The sequence below is a fragment of the Streptomyces sp. NPDC031474 genome (assembly GCF_055581185.1).
On the sequence record NZ_JBVIJX010000003.1, the window covers coordinates 97,136 to 118,186 of the forward strand.

2 protein-coding genes are annotated in these 21,051 nt (G+C 73.9%); both read right to left on the reverse strand.

The annotated features are described in order from the left end of the window. Positions 1-606 precede the first annotated feature (606 nt). Positions 607-3,867: an ACP S-malonyltransferase gene (gene fabD, locus ACZ5SK_RS06095; protein ID WP_457495248.1), complete on the reverse strand. Its 3,261-nt coding sequence runs from the start codon at positions 3,865-3,867 to the stop codon at positions 607-609. 37 nt (positions 3,868-3,904) lie between these two features. Beyond that, positions 3,905-21,022 (reverse strand): amino acid adenylation domain-containing protein, encoded by a 17,118-nt coding sequence (locus tag ACZ5SK_RS06100; protein ID WP_468575430.1) that lies wholly within the window; start codon positions 21,020-21,022, stop codon positions 3,905-3,907. Between the last annotated feature and the right edge of the window lie 29 nt (positions 21,023-21,051).

Below are 21,051 nucleotides of genomic sequence, written 5' to 3' on the forward strand. Positions count from 1 at the left end.
AGGCAGGTGTGGGCATCCGGCTACCGATCAGCGAGCCGGACAGGGCTACGTCAGCCCCATCAAGCGGCATGTCAGCGCAACGCACCGGAACCGTGGACTTTGGGAACTCCTGCCTGATGGTGACGGTATACGCGAAGCCGTCGACAGCGACGTCCACTCCGCCCACACAGCCGCCAGACCCTGCAACAGCAGAAGCGATCTACGGCGCAGTTGTGCGGGGACAGGACAGCGATCCGGACGCGCCCCTCGGCGACGAGCCCCTCGCTATAGGGCGACTGAGGCGTGGCAGGCTCCGCCGACTCATCGTCGTCGGCGACCGCGGAAACGGCGCCGATCAGCCGAAAGGGCGCCGTCAGCCCTGGGAGTCCTCTGGGACTTTCCGGGGACTTCCGGGCCCATCAACCGGCACGAGCGTGAAACAACCGAAAGTCCATTAGCGCGGCTCAGCGGGCACCACGCGCCCATCGCGGCAGGTCACAGCGCTAGCTGGTCTCTTCCGGGACAACTGATCATGGCGGAGCCAGTCGTGGGGGCGCGGCGTCGCGACACCGCGAAGCATCGGAGCGGGCTCCCGGTGTGCCGAGGGGGCACCGGGAGCCCGCTGTGTCAGCGGAAAGCGTGGAGGCGGGTGACGATGTGGGACGCGGCGCCCTCCATCAGGGTGTCGGCCACCGCCTCGACGGTTCGCGCCTGCCAGGGGTGCAGGCTCGTGCCGGCGACCACCTGGTTGAAGGCGCCCATCGCCGGTCCGCAGTGGACCAGGTAGTCGACCTGGGAGCGGGAGTCACCGGTCACGGCGAGACGGAAGCCTCGGTCGAAGTAGCCGCGCAGGACGGCCGTCAGCCGGGCCTTCGCGTCGATGTCGGCCGCCGTCGCCGCGGCCGGCGTCTCTCCGCCGAGGAAGCGGTCCAGGATCTGGCCCCTGGTCGCCTCGTCGAGCTCGTCGAGTGAGGCGTGCCGACGCCACAGTTCGTGCAGGCGGGCCGCCCGGGCGGGGAAGAACAGCCCGCGCTTGAGGTAGCGCGCCCGTACGCCCAGCTCGAACATCTCCCCCCAGGGTGCGCTGTCCACGTCGTACTCGCGCGCCCTGACCAGCAGTTCTTTCACTTCAGCACTGGTGGCCGCCTCCACCGTGCACTGGTTCACCGAACCCGTGAGCACGAACTCGGCGCCGAGGAGGAACGCCGCCGCGGCCGCCTCAGGAGTGCCGACGCCGCCGGCGCAGCCGACGTGCACCCGCGGGCCGGGCAGCGCATGCGCGTCCCGCAGCCGCAGTACCGCCGGAAGGAGGGCCAGCAGGTCCGCGTTGCCGCTCAGCCAGCCTCCCTCCGCCTCCACGCACAGGTCGTCCGCCATCGGCCGGGAGGCCGCCGCCGCAGCCTCCTCCTCGCTGACCCTGCCCTCCGCGAGCAGGCGCGCCACCATACGGGGCGGCGGCGGGGCGAGGAACTCGGCGGCCACATCGGTCCGGGACACCTTCGCGAGGATCCGGCCGCCCTTCAACCTGAACCGCACGAGAGCGGGCGTGACCAGCGGGAAGCCCGACGCTTCCACGAGGTCCACGCCGTACCGCATGAGTACGTCGACCAGGGCGTCCTCCTGGTCCGGGGCGCCGTGCCGATAGAGGAGGTTGACGCCGAAGCCGCCGCCCGGGCCGAGGTCCCGCAGCATGGTCTCCACCTCGGCGAGGGGCAGGCCACCGGTCCCGAGGAAACCCAGCAGCCCTGCTTTGTGCGCCGCGCGCAGCATCTGCGGGCCGGAGATCCCGCCGTACAGCGAGCCCAGCAGGTAGGCCCGGCTCAGCCCGTAGCGCTCGCGGAAGCTCCGGGCGCCGAGATCGCCGGCCTCGACGGTGGGCCGTGTCGAGGTGGGGCCGGCCGGATCGGGCGCGGGGAACGCGGGCGGCTCGGGCACGGAGACAGCCGAAGCGGTACGCGGACGCGCCGTGGCCTCCCGGCGGGCCGTGTCTCGCAGGGAGGCGGCCGGCAGCGGGTCCGCGTGGTCCCGGATGCGGGTGACCAGCTTGGTCAGCACCTGGCCGGGGCCCAGTTCCACGAACTCGAAGTCGCCCTGCCCCATCAGCCGACGCACGGTGTCGGTCCAGCGCACCGGCGAGGCGATCTGCGCCGTGAGGGTCTCTTTGACGGCTTCGGGACGGTACGGCTGCGCGTCCACGTTGGCCAGCACCGGCACGGTAGGGGCACGCAACATGAACCCGTCGAGGAAACGGGAGAACTCCTCGGCCGCGCCGCGCATGTAGCGGGAGTGGAAGGGGGCGCTGACGTTGAGCCGTACCGCGCGGGAACCGGCGGCCTCGAAGGCGGCGCAGGCCGCGTCGATCGAGGCGGTGGGCCCGGAGAGCACCAGCTGGTCCGGGGCGTTGTCGTTGGCCACGTCCACGTCGTCGAGTCCGGAGTCGGCGAGGACGCGGGTGACGGTCGCCTCGCCGATGCCGACGACGGCGGCCATGGTGCCGCCGGTGGCCTCGGCCATCAGCTCGCCCCTGCGCCGCACGATCCGCAGCCCCGTCTCGAAGTCGAAGACGCCCGCGGCGAACAGCGCGACGTACTCGCCGAGGCTGTGGCCCACCAGGAAGTCCGCCGGCGCCGGGTCCCGCTCCAGCCGGTCGAGGTAGGTCAGGGCGCTCACCACGTAGAGCGCGGGCTGGGTGAAGTCGGTGCGGCCCAGGCGGCGTTGCGGGTCGGTGGCGCACAGGTCGGCGATGGAGTAGCCGAGCACCCGGTCTGCTGTGGCGGTGTGCTCGGGGAACTTCTCGAACAGACCCTGGCCCATCCCTCGCCGCTGCGACCCCTGTCCGGGGAATCCGTAGACCTTCATGGCGGGTGCCCTCCTCGGGGCGATGGGGGTGGGGGTGGGGGTGGCGGTCGGCCGTGGGGCCGCCGGAGCGGCCAGCTCCCGCGCCCTGGCCAGTGCGTCCGGGTCGTGTCCGAACGGGTTGAGCAGCGGCAGTGAGCGCGAACGCGTGCCCGGGGGAAGGCTGTTGCGGACGAAGTTGTGGAGGGTGCCGGAGGGGCCGAGGTCGAGGTAGAGGAAGTCTCCCCGGGCGCGGAGCGCCGCCATGGCCCGTTCGAAGTCGATCGGTCTGCGGACGACCCGCCAGAAGTGGTCCGGATCGGGCCGCTCGACCGGTCCCCCGTCGACACAGGACAGCCAGGGCAGGCGCGGCGGTGCCATCCGCACTCCGTCGAAGACGGCGGCGGCCGCGTCCTGGATGTGGTCCATGAGGCGGGAGTGAAAGCCGTACTCGACCGGTACGCGTTGGTGCGGCACATTGGCGGCGAGCAGTTCGGTCTCGGCCCTGGCCAGGTCGGCCTCGGTGCCGGCGACCACGAAGTGGCCGGGATAGTTGCGGGCGGCGATGTCGCAGGACCGCAGGGCGGGCGCCCGGTCCAGTGCCTCGGGGCCGGCGATCACGGCGAGCATGCCGCCGCGCGGCCCGCGCCGCAGGGCCTCGGCCTGCCGTACCAGCAGCCGCAGGCAGTCGGCGGCGTCGAGACTGCCCGCCTCGACGGCCGCCGCGTACTCGCCCAGACTGCACCCAAGGAGGTGGACCGGCTCGATGCCGCAGGACCGCAGGGTCCTGGCCAACGCCAGCTCCGTCATGACGATCGCCGGGTTGGTGAAGCGGGTGTCGGTGAAGGGTTCGCTGCGAGCCCGCGCCGGGTCGAAGACGCGGTCCAGCACGGACTCGCCGAGTTCCTCCGCGACGGCCGCGTCGTAGCCGCGCAGGGTCTCGCGGAACACCTCGTTGCCGTCGTAGAGTTCGCGGCCCATCTGGTGGTACTGCGATCCCTGCCCGGAGAACATGAAGACGGCGGGAAGGCCCTCGGCGGGCGCGGGAGTCATCTGCTCCTCCTCGGTATCGTCATGTCGGTGGCCTTCGTCATCGGTGGGCGTCCCAGAACAGGCCCGTACCGGAGGGCGTGGTGTCGGGACCGGGCGTACGGCGTCCCTCCCAGAAGAGGGCCCGGCCGGCTCCGCCCGCCTCGCCCCGGACCACGAGCCTGCGGTGCAGCGCGGGCTGCGGCAGCGGGGCACGGCCGCTCTCGCCGTCGGCGGGGGCGGGTGCGAGCAGCAGGTGGGCGTTGGTGCCGCCGTCCGCGAAGCAGTTCAGCGCGGCCAGCGGGGACGAAGTCGGCCAGGGGGCGGTCTGTCGGGGGAAGTAGAGCGGTGAGGCATTCAGGTCGAAGTGGACGGGCGGCTCCTGACCCGACAGGAACGGCACCTGCTCGCCGTGGTGCAGCATCAGGACCACCTTGATGAACGCCGCGATGCCCTCCGCCGCGAGCGGGTGGCCGATGTTCGGCTTGACCGAGCCGAGCGCGACCCTGCGCCCCGGGTCCGTGCCGTAGACCGCCTCCACCGCCTTCAGCTCCAGCAGGTCGGTGACGACCGAGCCCGAGCCGTTCGCCTCCACCCAGCCGACGTCCTTCGGGTCGTGGCCGCTGCGCCGAAGCGCCTGGGTCATGACCGCCCGGTGTGCCTGGGGGTTGGGTGTGGCCGGGCCCGCCGTGCGGCCGTCGTTGTTGACCGCGAGGCCCTTGAGGACCGCAAGCACCCGGTCGCCGTCGGCACGCGCCGCGGCGAGCGGCTTGAGTACGACGACGCCGATGCCCTCGCCGAGTACCACGCCGGCCGCCCTGCGGTCGAACACGTGGAACCGCTCGCCCGGGTTCAGCAGGCCCCGTTGCCCGAAGACCCGGTGCGCCCGGTCGTCCGCGAGCAGACTCACCCCGGCGACGACCGCCGCCTCGATGTCGCCCGACCGCAGCGCCTGCACGGCCGTGTCCATGGCCACCAGAGCCGAGGAACAGGCGGTGTCGACGACCAGGCTCGGACCTCGGAGGTCGAAGAACTGCGAGACGTTGGCGGCGAGGTAGTTCTGGCCCGCGGCCACCACCGGGTTGGCCGCGGCCCGCAGTCGCTCGGCATCCGGAACCCGAGTGGTGCGCCCGCCGACGTACACCCCGATCGGGTGCCCCTTCAGCTCGTCGGGCCGGTAGCCCGCGTGGTGCAGCGCGCTGTTCACCTCCTCCAGGAGCAGCAGCGCCTGCGGGTCCATGGCCGCGGCGTCCGCCTCCGACAGCAGGAAGGTGTCCGGATCGACGCGCAGAACGTCCGGGAGCAGCCCGGCGTGGTGTCCGCCGGTACCGGCGACCGACTCCGGAGCGGGCCGCAGCGCGCAACCGCCCTCCCGCAGCAGTTCCCAGTAGGCGTCCGCCGACTCCGCGCCGGGGAATCGGCACGACAGGCCGACAACCGCGATGTCCCCGGCGCCGCGGGCGGCCGGTCCGGCGGCGGGCGTCGGGACGGCGGGGCGGGCGACCACAGTGTCCGCACAGGACGCCGTGCTCCGGGAGTCCCGGTCGCCGGGGTCCGGAGCGAAGGCGGCCAGCAGCGCATCGGGATGGGACTGCGCCAGGTACTGGGTGAACGCGTCGGCCGTCGGGTGTTCCAGCAGGGCCGAGGGGTCCAGCGAGACGTCCAGCCGCTTCGCGGTCTCCTGGACGAGCTGGGCCACGACGATCGAGTCGACGCCGTAGTCCTGTACCGGCACATCGCCGGTCAGCCTGGAACGGTCGAACCGCAGTTCCGCCGCGAGCCGGCCCAGCAGCCAGTCCGCGGCCGCGTCGCTCACGGCCCGCAGCACCGTGGCCCCGGGCCCGGGTTCCGGCAGACCGGCCGCAGTCTCCTCGGAAGCCAAGGAAGCCAAGGAAGCCACGGAAGCCACGGAAGCCTTCCCGCCCGGGTCCAGGTGGCGGTCCGTCAGCCGATCCGGCTGCCATACCGCGTCGGGCCGTGCCACGGCGGGCAGGACCACGCGGGCGCCGCTGCCCAGGGCCCGCTCCAGCAACGCGAGGCCCTGTTCATCGGAGAGCGCGGCCAGGCCGGAGGCCCGGTAGGCGGCCGTGCACACCTCGCCCATGCCGGTGTCCTTCCAGCTCGGCCACTGGATGCTCTGTATCGGCAGCCCGTGCGGCCGGGCCTCGGCGACCGCGTCCATATAGGCGTTGGCCATCGCGTAGTCGCTCTGTCCGACGGCCAGGGCGGGCACGGCGGCGGCGACCGATGAGTACACGACGAACAGGCTCAGCGGCTCGTCGCGAAAACACTCCACGAGCGCGTCCAGACCGAACACCTTCGGGCCGACGACCCGGTCGACGACGGCCTGCGGCTTGCGGACGAACGCGGGGTTGCGGGCATCGTTGAAGCCCGCGCAGTGGATCACCCCGCCGGTCGGGCCCAGCCGTAGCCTGATGTCGGCGAGCGTCTTGGCCAGGGCCTCCTTCTCCTCCAGCCGGACGGCCAGAACCTCCAGCTCCACGCCCTGTTCCGCCAGTTCTGCGAGCGGGCGCAGCCGCTGTCCGAGCGGCCCGCCCTCGGCGATGTGCGCGCCCCACTCCGCCCGGGGCGGCAGCTCCTCACGTCCGGTCAGGACGACCTTGCGCACGCCGTGCCGGGCGACGAAGTGCCGGGCCGTCAGCAGTCCGAGCCCACGGGTACCGCCGGTCACCCACAGCACATGGCCCTCGGGGAAGCTCAGCGGCGCGCGCGGGCCGTCCAGCAGGGGGCGGAGCACGGCGCGGTGGCGTACGCCGTCGTGGTAGGCGATCTCGGCCGGGTCTTCGTCGCCCGCCAGTGCGCCGAGTTCGCCCACCGTCCACCGGGACAGCTGCTCGTCGGTGCAGATACCCGCGTCCAGGTGCCTGGAGCGGACATGCCCGTACTCGCTTTGCAGCATCCGGTACAGACCGGCCCGGGCCGCACCGCCCAGCAGGTTGGGGCCCCGCGAGACCAGCAGCGTACGGAGCTCCGGTCCGCCCCGGTCGACGAGGTGCTGCAGCCAGCGCAGCCAGACCGGCAGCGTGCCGTGCGCCGGGGGCAGCGCGGGATCGCCGCAGCCGGACAGGTCGGCCACGGCGTCATAGCGCTCCCAGCGGGTGCCGGGGTCGGCGAGGTCGGCCGCGAGGCGCTCCGGGGTCAGCACCTCGCCCCCCGGGAGGGCGGCGCTCAGCCGGGCGGCCACCGCCTCGGTGCCGGGCACCGTCAGGATCGCGGTCAGGCGGGGCAGTGCGGTGCCTCGTGCGGGCGGGGCCGGGATCCACTGCCGGGTCAGCAGCACTCCGGCGGCCGGGTCGGCGGGGGTGGTGTTGGGGGCCCCGAGTTCGGCGTCGATCGCGGCGTGGCGGATGCGGTCGCCGGCGAAGGGATAGCCGGGCAGGGCCACCCTGCACGGCAGGCCCGCCGGATACAGTGCCGGCCAGTCGACCGGCCGGCCCGCCGTCCAGGCCTCGGCGTACCCGGCCGGGTCGGCGGCCGGGGTGGCGGCCTCGACGGAGCGGCGCAGGTCCGCCACTGCGCTGTGGCCGCCGGCCGGAGTGCCGCCTGCCGCGAACTCCTCCAGGCGGTCCGCCAGTTGAGGCAGGTCGTCGAAGAGCACCGCGAACCGGTGCTCCATCGCCTCACGGCCCCATTGCAGGGTCCAGGCGACTTCCTGCGGAGCCGCCTGCGCGCCCTCGCCGCGCAGGTGTGCGGCCAGGCGGCGGGCCTGCGCCGCCAGGCGGTCGCCGTCGCGGGCGGAGAGTACGGCGAGATACGGGCCGGACCCGGCCCCCGGGACCGGTGCTCCCCCGTCACCGGACACGTCGAGGTGTTCCTGGAGGACGACGTGGGCGTTCGTGCCTCCGGCGCCGAAGGAGCTCACCCCGGCGGTCCGGGGACGCTGTGTGCCGTCGGCGAGGACGCGGCGCGGCCAGGGAGCCGCCTCGCTCTGCACGTGCAGCGGCGTGGCCGCGAAGTCGATGTTCGGGTTGAGCCGGTCCGCGTGCAGCGACGGGGCGAACTCGCCGTGCCGCATCTGCAACAGCACCTTGGTCACGGCAGCGATGCCGGCGGCCGACTCGGCGTGCCCGATGTTCGACTTGACCGAGCCGATCGGCAGCCGTTCGGGCAGGTCGCCGCCGAAGGCGCTCAGCACTCCGGCGACCTCGATCGGATCGCCGAGGGCGGTTCCGGTGCCGTGCGCCTCCAGGTAGTCGAGGTCCGCGGGACGCAATCCGGACCGTTCCAGCGCGGTGCGCAGCAGCTCGCCCTGTGCCTTGGGGCTGGGCACGCTGAACCCCTTGGCCGTACCGCCGTGGTTGACGGCCGAACCCCTGATCACCGCGAGGATCCGGTCGCCGTCCGCCACCGCCCGGTCCAGCCGCTTGAGCAGGACCGCGCCCGATCCCTCGGCCGGCACGTATCCGGTGCCGCCCTCGCCGAAGCTGCGGCAGCGTCCGTCTTCTGCGAGGAAGCCGCGGTGGGCGAGCTGGAGGTATTTCACCGGGTGGGTGGAGACGTTGACGCCGCCCGCGACGGCCGCGTCACAGTCGCCGTTGCGGATCGCCAGCCACGCCTGGTGCAGTGCGACGAGGGACGACGAGCACATCGTGTCCAGGGCGATGCTCGGTCCGGTGAAGCCGAAGAAGTACGACACGCGGTTGGCCACCGAGGCGTGTGACGAGGAGGCGGCCAGGCCGGTGCCGCGCAGCGCGTCCCGCACGCCGTACAGCTGGTAGTGGCCGTAGGTCACGCCGACGAACACACCGGTGCGGGTGGCACGCAGCCGCTCCCGCGTGCAGCCGGCGTCCTCCAGGAGATGCCAGACGGTCTCGAGGAAGACACGCTCCTGGGGGTCGACGTGCTCGGCCTCCAGCTGGGACATCCGGAAGAACAGCGGGTCGAAGCGGTCGGCGCCGCGCAGGAAGCCGCCCCAACGGCCGTACGTCCTGCCGACGGCCGACTTGTCCGGGTCGTAGAACCTGGCGTGGTCCCAGCGGTCGGCCGGGACCTCCTCGACGCAGTCCCGGCCCTCCCGCAGGTTCCGCCAGAACTCGTCGATGTCGTCGGCCTGCGGGTAGCGGCCGGCCACACCGATGATCGCGACATCGGCCGGGGCCGTGGCATCGACCACGGGAGCGGGCGTCGGCGTCCGCACGCCGACCGGCTCCGCCGGTTCCCCCGGTTCCTCCTGCTCGGCGAACGCGTCCGGGCGGGCCGCCGCCAGATGGTCGGCCACCTCACGGGCCGTCACGTACTCGAACAGCAGGGTCTTCGGCAGCGGGCCGACGTGTTCCTCGAGCCGTCGGACGAGGCTCATCGTGATGAGGGAGTCGACCCCGTAGTGGTCGAAGGGCTCATTGACGGCGATCTCCCGCTCCGGGAGCCTCAGTTCGGCGGCGAGCAACCGCAGGACCAGCCGCTCCGCCCGGAGGCGGAGCTCCGCCCCCGGTGCGGGCGCCTCAGACCGCGGCCCCGGGGAACGGTCGTCGAGCGCTGCCAGGATGCGTGCCGGGTCGCCCGGGGCGAGCAGCAGCCGGGGCGCGGTCCCCGCCAGCGCCCGCTCCAGCGCCACGAGACCGGCCGACGTGCGCACCGGCCTCATGCCGAGTTCGCGCGCCATGTCCTGCTCGGCGGCTGCGGTGATCCGCATTCCGCCGTCGGCCCAGACGGGCCAGGCGGCGGCGAGGGTACGGCCCCGTCGTGCCCCCTGGAGGCGCAGTTGTTCCCGCTGCTCGGCGAAGTGGTCGAGGAAGGCGTTGGCGAAGGCGTAGTCGGTCTGGCCGAGATTGCCGAAGGCGGCGGCCGCGGAGGAGAACGCCACGAAGTAGTCCAGCGGTTCGTCCCGGGTGGCCTCGTCGAGCAGGACCGTGCCGTACACCTTGGCGGCGAGCACGGCCTCCGCGTCGGCGCGTGCCTTGCTGCGCAGCAGACCGTCCCGCAGCACTCCGGCCGCGTGGAGGACACCGCTGACCGAGCCGTACGTCGCACGGGCGTCGGCGACGAGCGCTCGTACCGCGCCGGGGTCGGCGACGTCGGCCAGGACCACGCGGGCTCCGGCCGCCTCGATGCGGGCGCGGGCCTCGGGGCCGGGCGCGGAACGGGCGACGAGCATGATCCCGGCGGCCGGCAGCCCGGCGGCCCGGCGGCCGGCGGCGATGTGTTCCGCCAGCAGCAGGCCGAGGGCACCGGTGCCGCCGGTGATGATGTGCGCGCCGTCGCCCGCGAACGCCGTCCCGGACGCGCCGGGCAGCGCCGTGTGCCGCCAGGCGCGTCGCGTACGGCCGTCCTCGCCGACGCGGACCTCCGGGGCGCCGTCGGCTCCGAGTTCGGCGGTCACGGCGTCGGCAACCTGGCCGGCGGCGACGGCCAGGACCCGTACGTCGGCCGAGGGATGCTCGCGGCGCACCGAGCGGACGAAGCCCGCCATGGCGGGCTGGGCCGGCCCCGAGGCCGGGTCGCGGTGGACGTAGAGCAGATGGGGGGTGCTGCCCCGGCGGTGCCGCTGCCAGGCCCGCAACAGGTCCGAAGCGGCGTGGAACCCGTGCTCCACGGCGGCGGCCGTGCCGGTGTCCTCGCCCGCCAGCAGCACGACGTGAAGCGGGCCCGGCGGCACGGCGTCGAGCACGGCCCCCGGCTCGAAACCCGCGTTCAACGACACTCGCCGTACGACGGCCCCGACAGCGGTGAGCGCGGCGGCCACCTCCGCACCGTGCACACCGGTGTCGAGAACCAGAACCGTGCCGGTGACGGCGTCGGCGGGGGTGGTACGCGGGTCGGGCTCCCAGACCGGGGCGAAGGCAGCCACCTCGTCGGCAGGTGCCCCTGCGCCGACGAGCGATCCCGCGCCGACGGCCGACCCTGTCGAGGCAGATGGCCCGGCGGGAACGGACGCCCCGGAGGGGGCGAGCGCTCCCCCGCCGGCGGCTGCCCCTGCCGGGGCAAGTGACTCGGAGACGGCCGGTGATCCGGCGTCGGCGAATGCCCCGGCGCCGGAGGCCCCGGCGGGCTCGGCGGGCTCGGTGGGCTCGGTGGGCGGTGGGGTGGCCGGGGTCACCCAGTGGCGGGTCCGGGCGAACGGGTAGGTGGGCAGGTGTACCCGGCGTCGGCCCTCGCGTGGGGGCGTCCAGTCGACCTCGGCCCCGGTGAGCCATGCGGACGCGACCACGTGCGGCTCCGCCGTTGCGGCCACGGTCGGTGTCCGGCCGCCCGGCTGGACCAGGCCCGTGCGGACGGCCGATGGGCGGCCATCCAGGTGGGCGGTGAGTTCGGCGCGCAGGACGTCCGTGGTGGAAGCGACGACGGCGAGGCGGTGGGTCATCGCCTCGCGGCCCGTCTGCAGGGTGTGGGCGAGGTCGCCCGCCGGGATGTCGTGGTGGGACAGGTGATCGACGAGCCGTCGCGCGGAGCGGCCCAGTGCCTCGGGGTCGCGGGCGGAGAGCACGAACACCTGCTCGTGCTCGGGTTCCTCGCAAGGCTCTGGCACGGTGGGCTCCTCCAGCACGATGTGCGCGCCGGCGCCGCCGAAGCCGAAGGAGCTGACGCCGCCGTTGCGGGGCAGTTCACGGCCGTCGGCGGCGCGCGGACGCGGCCAGGGACGAGTGGTGCGGGCGATCTCGAACGGGCCGCCGTCCAGCTCCAGATGGGGGTTCGGCTGTGCGAAGTGCAGGCTGGCGGGGATGGTGCCGTTCCGCAGCGCGAGCACCGTCTTCAGCAGCCCGGCGATCCCGGCGGCCGCCTCCAGGTGGCCGATGTTGGTCTTCACCGAGCCGATCGCGACAGCCGGTCGCCCGTCGGACTCGGCCTCGCCGCGGTCCGCGCGCAGCCGGCGGAAGGCGGAGCTCAGGCCGATCGTCTCGATGGGGTCGCCGAGCGCGGTGCCGGTGCCGTGAGCCTCGATGAGGCCGACCGTCCGCGGCTGCACCCCGGCCCGGTGGTATGCCTCGACGAGCAGGTCCGCCTGGGCGTCCGGGTTGGGGGCGGTGAGCGAGGTTGTGCGGCCACCGTGGTGAATGGCCACGGCCTTGATCACGGCGTGGACGGCGTCGCCGTCGCGGCGGGCCCGCTCGTCCGGCTTGAGCAGGACCAGACCGGCGCCCTCGCCTCGGACATAGCCGTCGGCACGGCGGTCGAAGGCCTTGCAGCGGCCGTCGGGGCTGAGCATCTCGCCCCGGCTCAGCGCCTCGTACACGGTCGGCGCGAGCATGAGGCTGACGCCGCCCGCGAGCGCCAGGTCGCAGGTGCCGTCCCGCAGTGCCGCGACGGCCTGGTGGACGGCGGTGAGGGAACCGGAGCAGGCGGTGTCCACGGCGATGCTGGGGCCGCGCAGGTCCAGCAGGTAGGAGATGCGGTTGGGGATGACCGACAGCGCCGCGCCGGTCAGGGTGTGGCCCTCGATGCCCCGCCCGGCGGTGCGCTGGACCTCCAGGTAGTCGGAGTTGGTGGCGGCCACGAACACCCCGACGCGCTTGCCCGCGAGGTCGGAGGGCCGGTATCCGGCGTCCTCGATCGCCGACCATGCCGTCTCCAGCATGAGGCGCTGCTGGGGGTCCATCAGTTCCGCCTCGCGCGGCGAGATCCCGAAGAACGCGGCGTCGAAGCGGTCCACGTCCGGGACGAAGCCGCCCCAGCGGGAGCGGGAACCCGACTGGGCACGCCAGTCCCAGCGGTCGGCGGGGATCTCCGTCACCAGGTCGTCGCCGGCCACCAGGTGGTCCCAGAACTCGTCCAGGTCCATGGATCCGGGGAGCCGGCCGGCCATGCCGATGATCGCGACGTCCCCGCCACGCCGCTCCTCCCCCGCGGGCTCGGCCGCGGCCACGGTGGGACGGGGCGCGGCGGCCGGACCGAAGCGAGCGCCCAGCGTGTCGGCGTGGTGTTCCCACAGGTGCTCGGCGAGCGCTGCCAGGGTGCTGCGGCGGTAGAAGAGGGTCGGCGGGACGTCGATGCCGTACGCGGTGCGCAGCTCCACGCTGAGCGTGGTGAAGGTCACCGACGTCATGCCGGCCTCGCCCAGCGGGGTGTGGGCGCCGATGTCGCGGGGGTTGGTCCCGGCCAGGCGGGCGACCGTGCCGGTGAGTTCGGCGAGGAGCGCCTCGACGCGGTCGCCGGTCTCCCCGGCCTCGGCGGGGGGCGCGGGAGGCGTGTGCGGTTCGGCGGTGGTCGTACCGAAGCGGGCCCGCAGTTCGGGCAGCGGCAGTGTGGCCAGGGCGGTGCGGTCGACCTTCCCATTGAGGGTGCGGGGGAATCCGCTCACCCGGAGCAACACGTCCGGAACCATGTGGGTCGGCAGCCAGGCCGCGAGCCGCTCACGCGTCGGCTCAGCGGCGCCCTCTTCGGAGACGAAGCAGGCGAGCAGCGTACGGTCGCCGCCGCTGCCGCGCGCCACGGCCACAGCCTCGCGCACCCCGTCGAGCCGCCGCAGCGTCGCCTCGATCTCCTCCAGTTCCACCCGGAAGCCGCGCACCTTCACCTGCGAGTCGATCCGGCCCAGGTAGACGAGGCGCCCGTCGGCGAGGCGGCGCACGAGGTCGCCGGTGCGGTACATACGCCCGCCGGGCAGCGGGGCGAACGGGTCGGGCAGGAAGCGCTCTGCGGTCAGATCCGGACGGCCGAGGTAGCCGTCGGCCACGCCGTGGCCCGCGATGTACAGCTCCCCGGCCACCCCGGTCGGCACCGGTCGGCGCGAGCCGTCGAGCACGTACAGGGCGGTGTTGGCGATCGGGGCGCCGAGGGTCACGGGCTCATTCGGGACGAGTCGGCTCGCCGCCGACCAGATGGTCGTCTCGGTGGGCCCGTAGAGGTTCCAGACCTCGCCGTTGCCGGCGAGGAGCGCCTCGGCGGTCTCGGCGGGCAGCGCCTCCCCGCCGGACAGCACCTTCAGATCGGGGTGCCCGCACCAGCCCGCTGCCAGCAGCATCGTCCAGGTCGCCGGGGTCGCCTGGACGATCGTGGGCGCGATGCGCTCGACCGCCTCCCGCAGCCGCAGTCCGTCGCGGGCACTGTCGGCCGGCAGCACCTCGACCGTGCCGCCGGTGACGAGCGGCAGGTAGAGCTCCAGACCCGAGATGTCGAAGCAGACGGTGGTCACGGCGAGGAGCGTGTCACCCGGCCCGCATCCCGGTTCGCGGGCCATCGACCAGAGGAAGTTGGTGAGCGCGCGGTGGGGGACGCTCACCCCCTTGGGCCGGCCCGTGGAGCCGGAGGTGTAGATCACGTAGGCGGGGTCGTCGGGCCCGGCGGGTCCGGGTGAGGGGGCTGCGGGCGGTTCTTCGGCGCCGTCGACGCCGTCGGCGAGGAGACTGGGCGCGCTGCCGTAGGTGCCGGGCACGGTGGAGTGGGTGAGCATGAGGTGCAGCCCGGCGTCCTCGGCCATGTAGGCGAGCCGTTCGGCCGGGTAGGCCGGGTCGAGCGGGACGTAGGCGCCGCCCGCGGCCTGGACGGCGAGCAGGGCCACCGGCAGCCCCGCGTCGCGCGGCAGGAGGACACCGACGGTACGGCCCCGGCCGACGCCGGCCGCGGTGAGCCGGGCCGCGAGTGAGCCGACCCGCTCCTGGAGTTGACGGTACGTCAGTTCGGTGCCGTCGCACCGCACGGCGACCGCGTCCGGGCGGGCCTCGGCCTGGCGGCGCACCAGCTCCCAGACCAGCGTGTCCGACGGGTAGTCGGCGGCGGGCCGGGCCAGCGCCTCGTACTCCTCGGCGGTCAGCGGGTCGAGGCCGCCGACCGCCGTGCCGGGCGCGGCCACGGCGCCGGCCAGGAGTGTGGTGAAGTGGGCGCCGAAGCGCTCGGCCGTGGCCTCGTCGAACAGGTCCGGGTCGTACTTGATCGAGTAGCGGCAGCCCTCCGCCGCTTCGACCACCTCCAGGGTCAGGTCGAACTCGCCCTCCTGGTGGACTCCGTCGACCGGGGCCAGCACCAGGCCGCTCTCCCCGAGTCCGCCGCGTGCCCAGTTCTGGAAGTAGAACGCCACGTTGAACGGCGCGGCCGGGGCCGCCGGGTCCGCTCGCTTCAGTTCCTCCGCGAGCGTGATCAGCGGGTACTCGCCGTGCTCCAGCGCTTCCAGGACCGTACGGTGGACGCGGCGGGTCAGGGCGCGGAAGGGCTCCTGCGGGTCGATCCGCTCGGCCAGCACCACCATGTTCATGAAGTAGCCGAGCACGTCCTCGAAGCCGTCGGCCGGACGGCCCGCGGTCGGGGTGCCGACAGCCAGGTCGTCCTGGTCGGTGTAGCGGTGCAGCACCGCGAAGAAGGCCGCGAGCAGGACGCCGAACAGGGAGGTCTGCTCCGCCGTGGCGAGCGCGCGGGCGCGCTCGGCCACGTCCCGGGGAATGTGTCCGTCCACGCTCGCGCCCCGGAATCCTGGCACGGGCGGACGCGGCCGGTCCAGCGGCAGCGCCACCGCGGTCTGCCGGCCGCGCAGCCGTTCCAACCAGTAGGCGCGCAGGCGCTCGCCTTGGGCGCCGGCCAGTACCTCCCGCTGGCGAGCCGTGAAATCGGCGTACGTCCGCGCCGGCCGGTCCGGCGGAAGGGGGCGGCCCTCGGTGACCGTGCGGTAGCCGCGCTCCAGTTCCTTCAGCAGCGCGGCGATGGACACCCCGTCGAACACCACGTGGTGGAAGGTCAGCAGCAGCGCCTGGCGGCCGTCGCCCAGGGTGTAGAGCGTGGCCCGCACCAGTGGTCCCCGGGCCAGGTCGAAGGGGGCGCGCAGGTCGGTGCGCATCCGGTCGCGCAGGGCCTCGTCCGCGACGGCCGTCAGGAACACCTGTTGGAAGGGCAGCTCGGGCTCGGCGGCGATCGACACGAGGGGTCCGTCGGTGCTCGTGCGGACCGTGGCACGCAGTTCCGCGTGCCGGTCGACCAGGTCCTGCAACACCACGCGCAGGGCGAGCAGGTCGGTGCCGGGGTCGAGCCACAGGGCGAGCGGCAGGTTGTACGCGTACGTGCCGGGCGCGATCTGTTCGATGACCCACAGCGCCCGCTGTCCCTCCGACAGGGGGTGCGTGGCGGCGACGGCGACGGAGCGGGGGCGCAGCACGGCTTCGGCCGCGACGGCGGCGGTCGGCGACGTGACGGCCCCCGCCGCGTCCTGGCTCTCCGGTACGGCGGTCGGCGCGACGTCGGCGAGCCAGGTGGCGGTCAGATGGGCGGACAGCTCGCGCAGCGTGGGGCGCTCGAAGAAGTCGCCGAGCGGAACGGTGACGCCGAAGGCCTCGTCGACGGCGGACACGATCTTCATGCCGCTGAGCGAGTCGAAACCGTAGTCGGCCAGCGGACGGTCGGGGTCGATGCGCTCCTCCAGCTTCAGCACGCCCTCGACGAGCCCGCGCAGTCGCTCCGCCGCCTCGTCGGCGGCGGCGGTGCCCGGAGCTGGGGGTGGCGTGGGTGCCGGAGCCGTGGCCGGGGCCGGGGGCTGGGACGTTGGCGGGGTCGCGGCGAGCACCAGGCCGTCGCTCTCGGCGACCAGCACACTCTGGCCCAGGGCGGTGTCGTCCGAGCCGAGCGCTCCGACCGGCGCGTAGCCCTCCTCGTGCAGCAGTCGGATCCAGGACTCGGGCGAGGCCAGCGGCGAGTCGGGCAGGCGCAGTTCGCCGTCCTCGAAGGCCCACCAGCCCTCCAGCGGGCCGCCGCCGATGGTCAGCAGCGGCCTGACTCCGGTGAGTTCGTTGAGGACGAGCCAGCCGCCGGGCCGCAGCAGGGCCTTCGCCCTGCGCAGGGTGGCGCGCAGGTTGCGGGTGGCGTGTACGACGTTGGTGGCCACGACCAGGTCCGCCGAGGCGGGGATGAAGTCCTGTTCCAGCAGGCCCCGTTCGAGGTTGAGCACCTGGAAACGGGCGAACGGGTAGCGGGCGGCGAAGCGTTCACGGCCGTGTTCCAGGAAGCGGGGCGAGATGTCGGTGAAGGTGTAGCCGACGCGGTCCGCATGCTCGGCCAGGACCGGCAGCACCCGCTCGCTGGTGGCACCGGTGCCGGCACCCAGCTCGACCACATCGACCGTGGCGCCGGCCGGCAGTTGTGGCAGGCGCAGGTCCAGGAAGCGGCGGACGGTCTCGCCCACGAGCACGTTGAAGGAGTCGGTGAGCGGGTTGCCCTTGTAGAAGTTCTGCACGAGCTTCATCGACGAACCGGGGAACATGATCTCGGTGGCGCCGACCTCGCCGCGCAGGATCCTCGGGTACTCCTCCAGGAAAAGCCGGTTGAGGGTGACGGTCGGCTCGATATCGGGGTAGGCCGCGCAGATCCGGCCGAACTCCGCCTCCCGGTCCCCCGGGGTCTTCTGCTCCACCGCGTCCACCGCGGCGGCTGTGACGACATGCTCGCCGTCACGGGTGAGGTACCCGGCGTCGGTCAGGATGTTCAGCAGCGCCTCGTGCAGGCGCCGGTACTTGTCCTGGATGCGCAGCCGACCGTGCAGCTCCGCGCGGTGGTGGCGCTCGCCGGAGCGCCCGAAGACGCCCATGCGCCGGTAGACGTCGAGGAGCGCGGGCGCGGAGACGGTCTCCAGTTCCTGGTAGCCGGCGACGACGCGGGCGGCGGCCGGATCGACACCGGTCTGCGAGCGCAGACCGGCGAACGCCTCGGCCAGGGCGGGCGCGTGGCCGCCGGCCATCACCTCGCCGTCGTACGCCGGATCATGGCCCATGGCCTCCAGCGCGCGATGGCCCGCGCGGATCGGCATGACCTGCGCCAGGCCACTGTGCAGGACCCGGCGCAGCGCGGCGATCCCCTCGGCCGGGGTGAAGGAGCCGATACCCAGGCCGGCGAAGATCTCGGCGAGCCCGGACCGGGTGCCGGAGCCGACCTGGCCCCAGTAGCCCTGGTTGACGACGGAGACCGGGAACGGCAGCCGGTCACGCAGGAAGTGGGCGTAAGCGTCCTCGGTGGCGGACGCACAGGCGTAGGCACCGTTGCCGGCGAAACCGCCGAAGGAGCCGGCGGAGGAGAAGTAGGTGAGGAAGTCCAGCCGTTCGCCCGCGACGGCGGCGGCCAGCGCCGCGGCACCGACGCTCTTCACGGCGGTCACCGCGGTGAACGTCGGGTCGTCGAGGTCGGCCAGGGCATGGTTGTCGAAGACCATCGCGGCGTGTACGACGCCGTGCACGGCGCCGAAGCGGGAGTGCGTCTCGGCCACGGCCGCAGCCAGGTCGGTGGCGGAGCAGGCGTCACCCCGGACATGCGCGACCTCACCTCCGTACGCCCGGATCCGCGCGATGTCCGCCTCGAGTGCGGGCGTGAGCGCGCCGCGACTGAACCAGACCAGCCGGGCCCGGTGCCGTTCGGCGAGGTGCAGGCTCAGCTCGCGAGCGATGCCGCCGGTGCCGCCGACCAGCAGGTAGACGCCGCCGTCCCGGAACACCGGCCCCGCCTCGGGCAGTTCGACCCTGCCGAGTCGGCGCGTGTAGCGCACCCCGGCGCGCAGTGCCACGGTGCGGCCGGTGCCGTCGAGCGGTTCGGCGAGGAGGGCGTCGACCAGCGCTTCCGGGTCCCGTTCGGCGTCGGCCCAGGCGAAGTCGAGGCCGACCGCGCGGAGCCCTGGGCGTTCCTTGGGCGCGACCTGGAGCATGCCGTGCAGGCCGGCCGCGAAGGGGTTGCGCACCGTGCTGCCCGCGACGCCGTACGCGTCGCTGGTGACCACGACCTGCCGCCGCGCGCCACCGTCCCGCAGCAGCCGCAGCAATGCGAGCGGGCCCGAGCGCATCTGCCGCGCGGCCTGTTCCTCGCCGAGCCCTTCCCCCGGTCCGGGGTGCACTCCGCCGAGGTGGTAGACGAGGTCGGCGCCGGTCGTGCGGGCCGTCCAGTGGTCGCCTGCCGGTCCGTCCAGCCTCACGCACTCCACCCGGCCGGCGGGCAGGCGCGCGGCGAGCGCCTCGCCCAGCCAGGACGAGTCCTCGGTCGTCAGGACGACGACCCGCCGGGGCGGTAGCGGGACCGGCTTGGCCGGCGTGTCGGCGCGCACCCATACGGGGCGGTAGAAGTCCGGTGGTTCCAGGGCCGATCGCGCGGGCGCCTGCGCCTCGGGATGCAGTGCCGGCGGGGCCGGGATCCAGCACCGGCGACGGGCGAAGGGGTAGGTCGGCAGGGCGATCCGGCGGGCGCCGGGCGGGGTGAGGCGCGACCAGTCGGGCTCGGCGCCCACCACCCAGTGCGCGGCCACGGCCGTCAGGTCGCGGACGGTCAGCGCGCGGTCCAGGTCGGCCGTGTCGGCGGCGGAGCGCGACGTGCGGGTGGCCTCGGCCCGGCCGGTGACGAGCCGCGTGTCGGTGCGTCCCGCCGCGTACGTCTCCAGCAGGGCGGCGGCCTCGGCAGGCGAGGCGGTCGTCAGGGCCAGGCGGAACTCGTGGGCCGTCCGGCCCGACCGCAGGGTGTGCCCGATGTCCGCGAGGCATGGGCCGTCGTCGGTCGCGGGTGCGCCGGGGTGGAGCACGGCGACCGCCCGGGCCACGGCCTCGACGGTGTCCGCCGTGGCGGCGGCCGGGGGCAGCCCGGCCCCGAACTCGGCGGCGAGCAGGGCGTGGTAGCGGGCACGCTCGGTCACGCCGAACCCGTACTCGGCGAGGTCGGCGGCGGGGCTGATCAACCGCGGCTCCACACCGACCGTTTCGGCCGCGAGGCGCAGGCAGACGGAGCGGACCTCCGCCGTTGCGTCCGGGTCCGGTTCCGTGGCCGGGCCGCGCGCGGCGCTGCGGCGCAGCCAGGCCGCCAGGTCGGCCGCGTAGGCGCGCAGGCGCTCCTCGGTCTTCGCGGACAGCACCAGAAGGTGTTCTCCGTCGTCCGCCGCCGGGGCCATGGGTTCCGCCGGCAGGTACTCCTCGACGAGCACGCAGGCGTTGGCGCCGCCGCCGCCGAACGAGCTGACGAGCGCGCGCCTCGGCAGCTCTGGCGCGCCGTCGGTTCCGTCCGGTCCGGGCAGGCGCGGCCACTCCGCGAGACTCTGCTGCACGTGGAAGGGCGTGGTGGTGAAGTCGATCGCCGGGTTGGGGCGCTGCGAGTGCAGCGACGGGGCCAGCTTGCCGTGCCCGAGTTGCAGCAGCACCTTGGTCAGGCCGGCGATACCGGCGGCCGACTCCAGGTGTCCGATGTTGGTCTTCACCGATCCCACGGCGACGGTGGGGCGTTCGGCACGCCGTCGCGGATCGATCCGCCCGCCGAAGGCCTCGACCAGGCCTGTGATCTCGATGGGGTCTCCGAGCGGGGTGCCCGTGCCGTGAGCCTCGACATAGCCGATCGTGTCGGCCGTGACGCCGGCGCGGCGCAGCGCGGCGCCGATCACCCGGGACTGGGCCGCCGAGCTGGGCACGGTGTAACCGCCCGTCTTTCCATTGGCGTTGACGGCCGAACCCCGGATCACACCGAGGATCCGGTCCCCGTCCGCGACCGCCGCCCGCAACGGCTTCAGCAGGACGGCGCCGACGCCCTCTCCGTCGACGAAGCCGTCGGCGTCCGCGCCGAAGGCCTTGAGCCGGTCGCCGCGCGAGATCATGCCGTGCTCTGCCAGCGAGCCCAGGTGTCCCTGATGCAGGATGAGGTTCACGCCGCCCGCGACCGCCGCGACGCAGTCCCCGCTGCGGATGCTCTCGCAGGCCAGGTGGACGGCGGTGAGCGAGGCGGAGCAGGCGGTGTCCACGGCCAGGCTCGGCCCGGTGAAGTCGAGGACGTAGGAGACCCGGTTGGCCACCGAGTAGTGCGCGGAGCGGGCGCTGTTGGCAGCGCCCAGGGCGGTCGCCTCGCCGCCGAGCCATTCGTAGTCGTTGTTCATGACGCCGACGAACACACCGACCGGGCCCCGGGCGGCGAGGGTGGCCGCAGGGATGCCGGCGTCCTCCAGGGCGGCGGACGCGGTCTGCAGGAACAGCCGCTCCTGCGGGTCCATCGCCTCGGCCTCCGCGGGCGAGATGCGGAAGAACAGGGGGTCGAACATGTCGGCCTCGTCGATGAAGCCGGCCCACCTGCTGTCACCGCCGCGCGTCCCGCCGGGGCCGTGGTGCGCGTCGGCGTTCCAGCGGTCGGCGGGCACCTCGCGTATGCAGTGGCGGCCGTCGGCCAGGTTGTCCCACAGTTCGGTGACCGTGCCGGCCAGCGGATAGCGGCCGGCGACTCCGACGATCGCCACTCCCTCGCCCGCCGGGGCCGGGGCGGTGGCCTTCAAGAGGCTCAGCAGCAGCTTGCGCTTGTCGTCCACAGTTGCTCTCTCTCACAAACCTGGCGGGC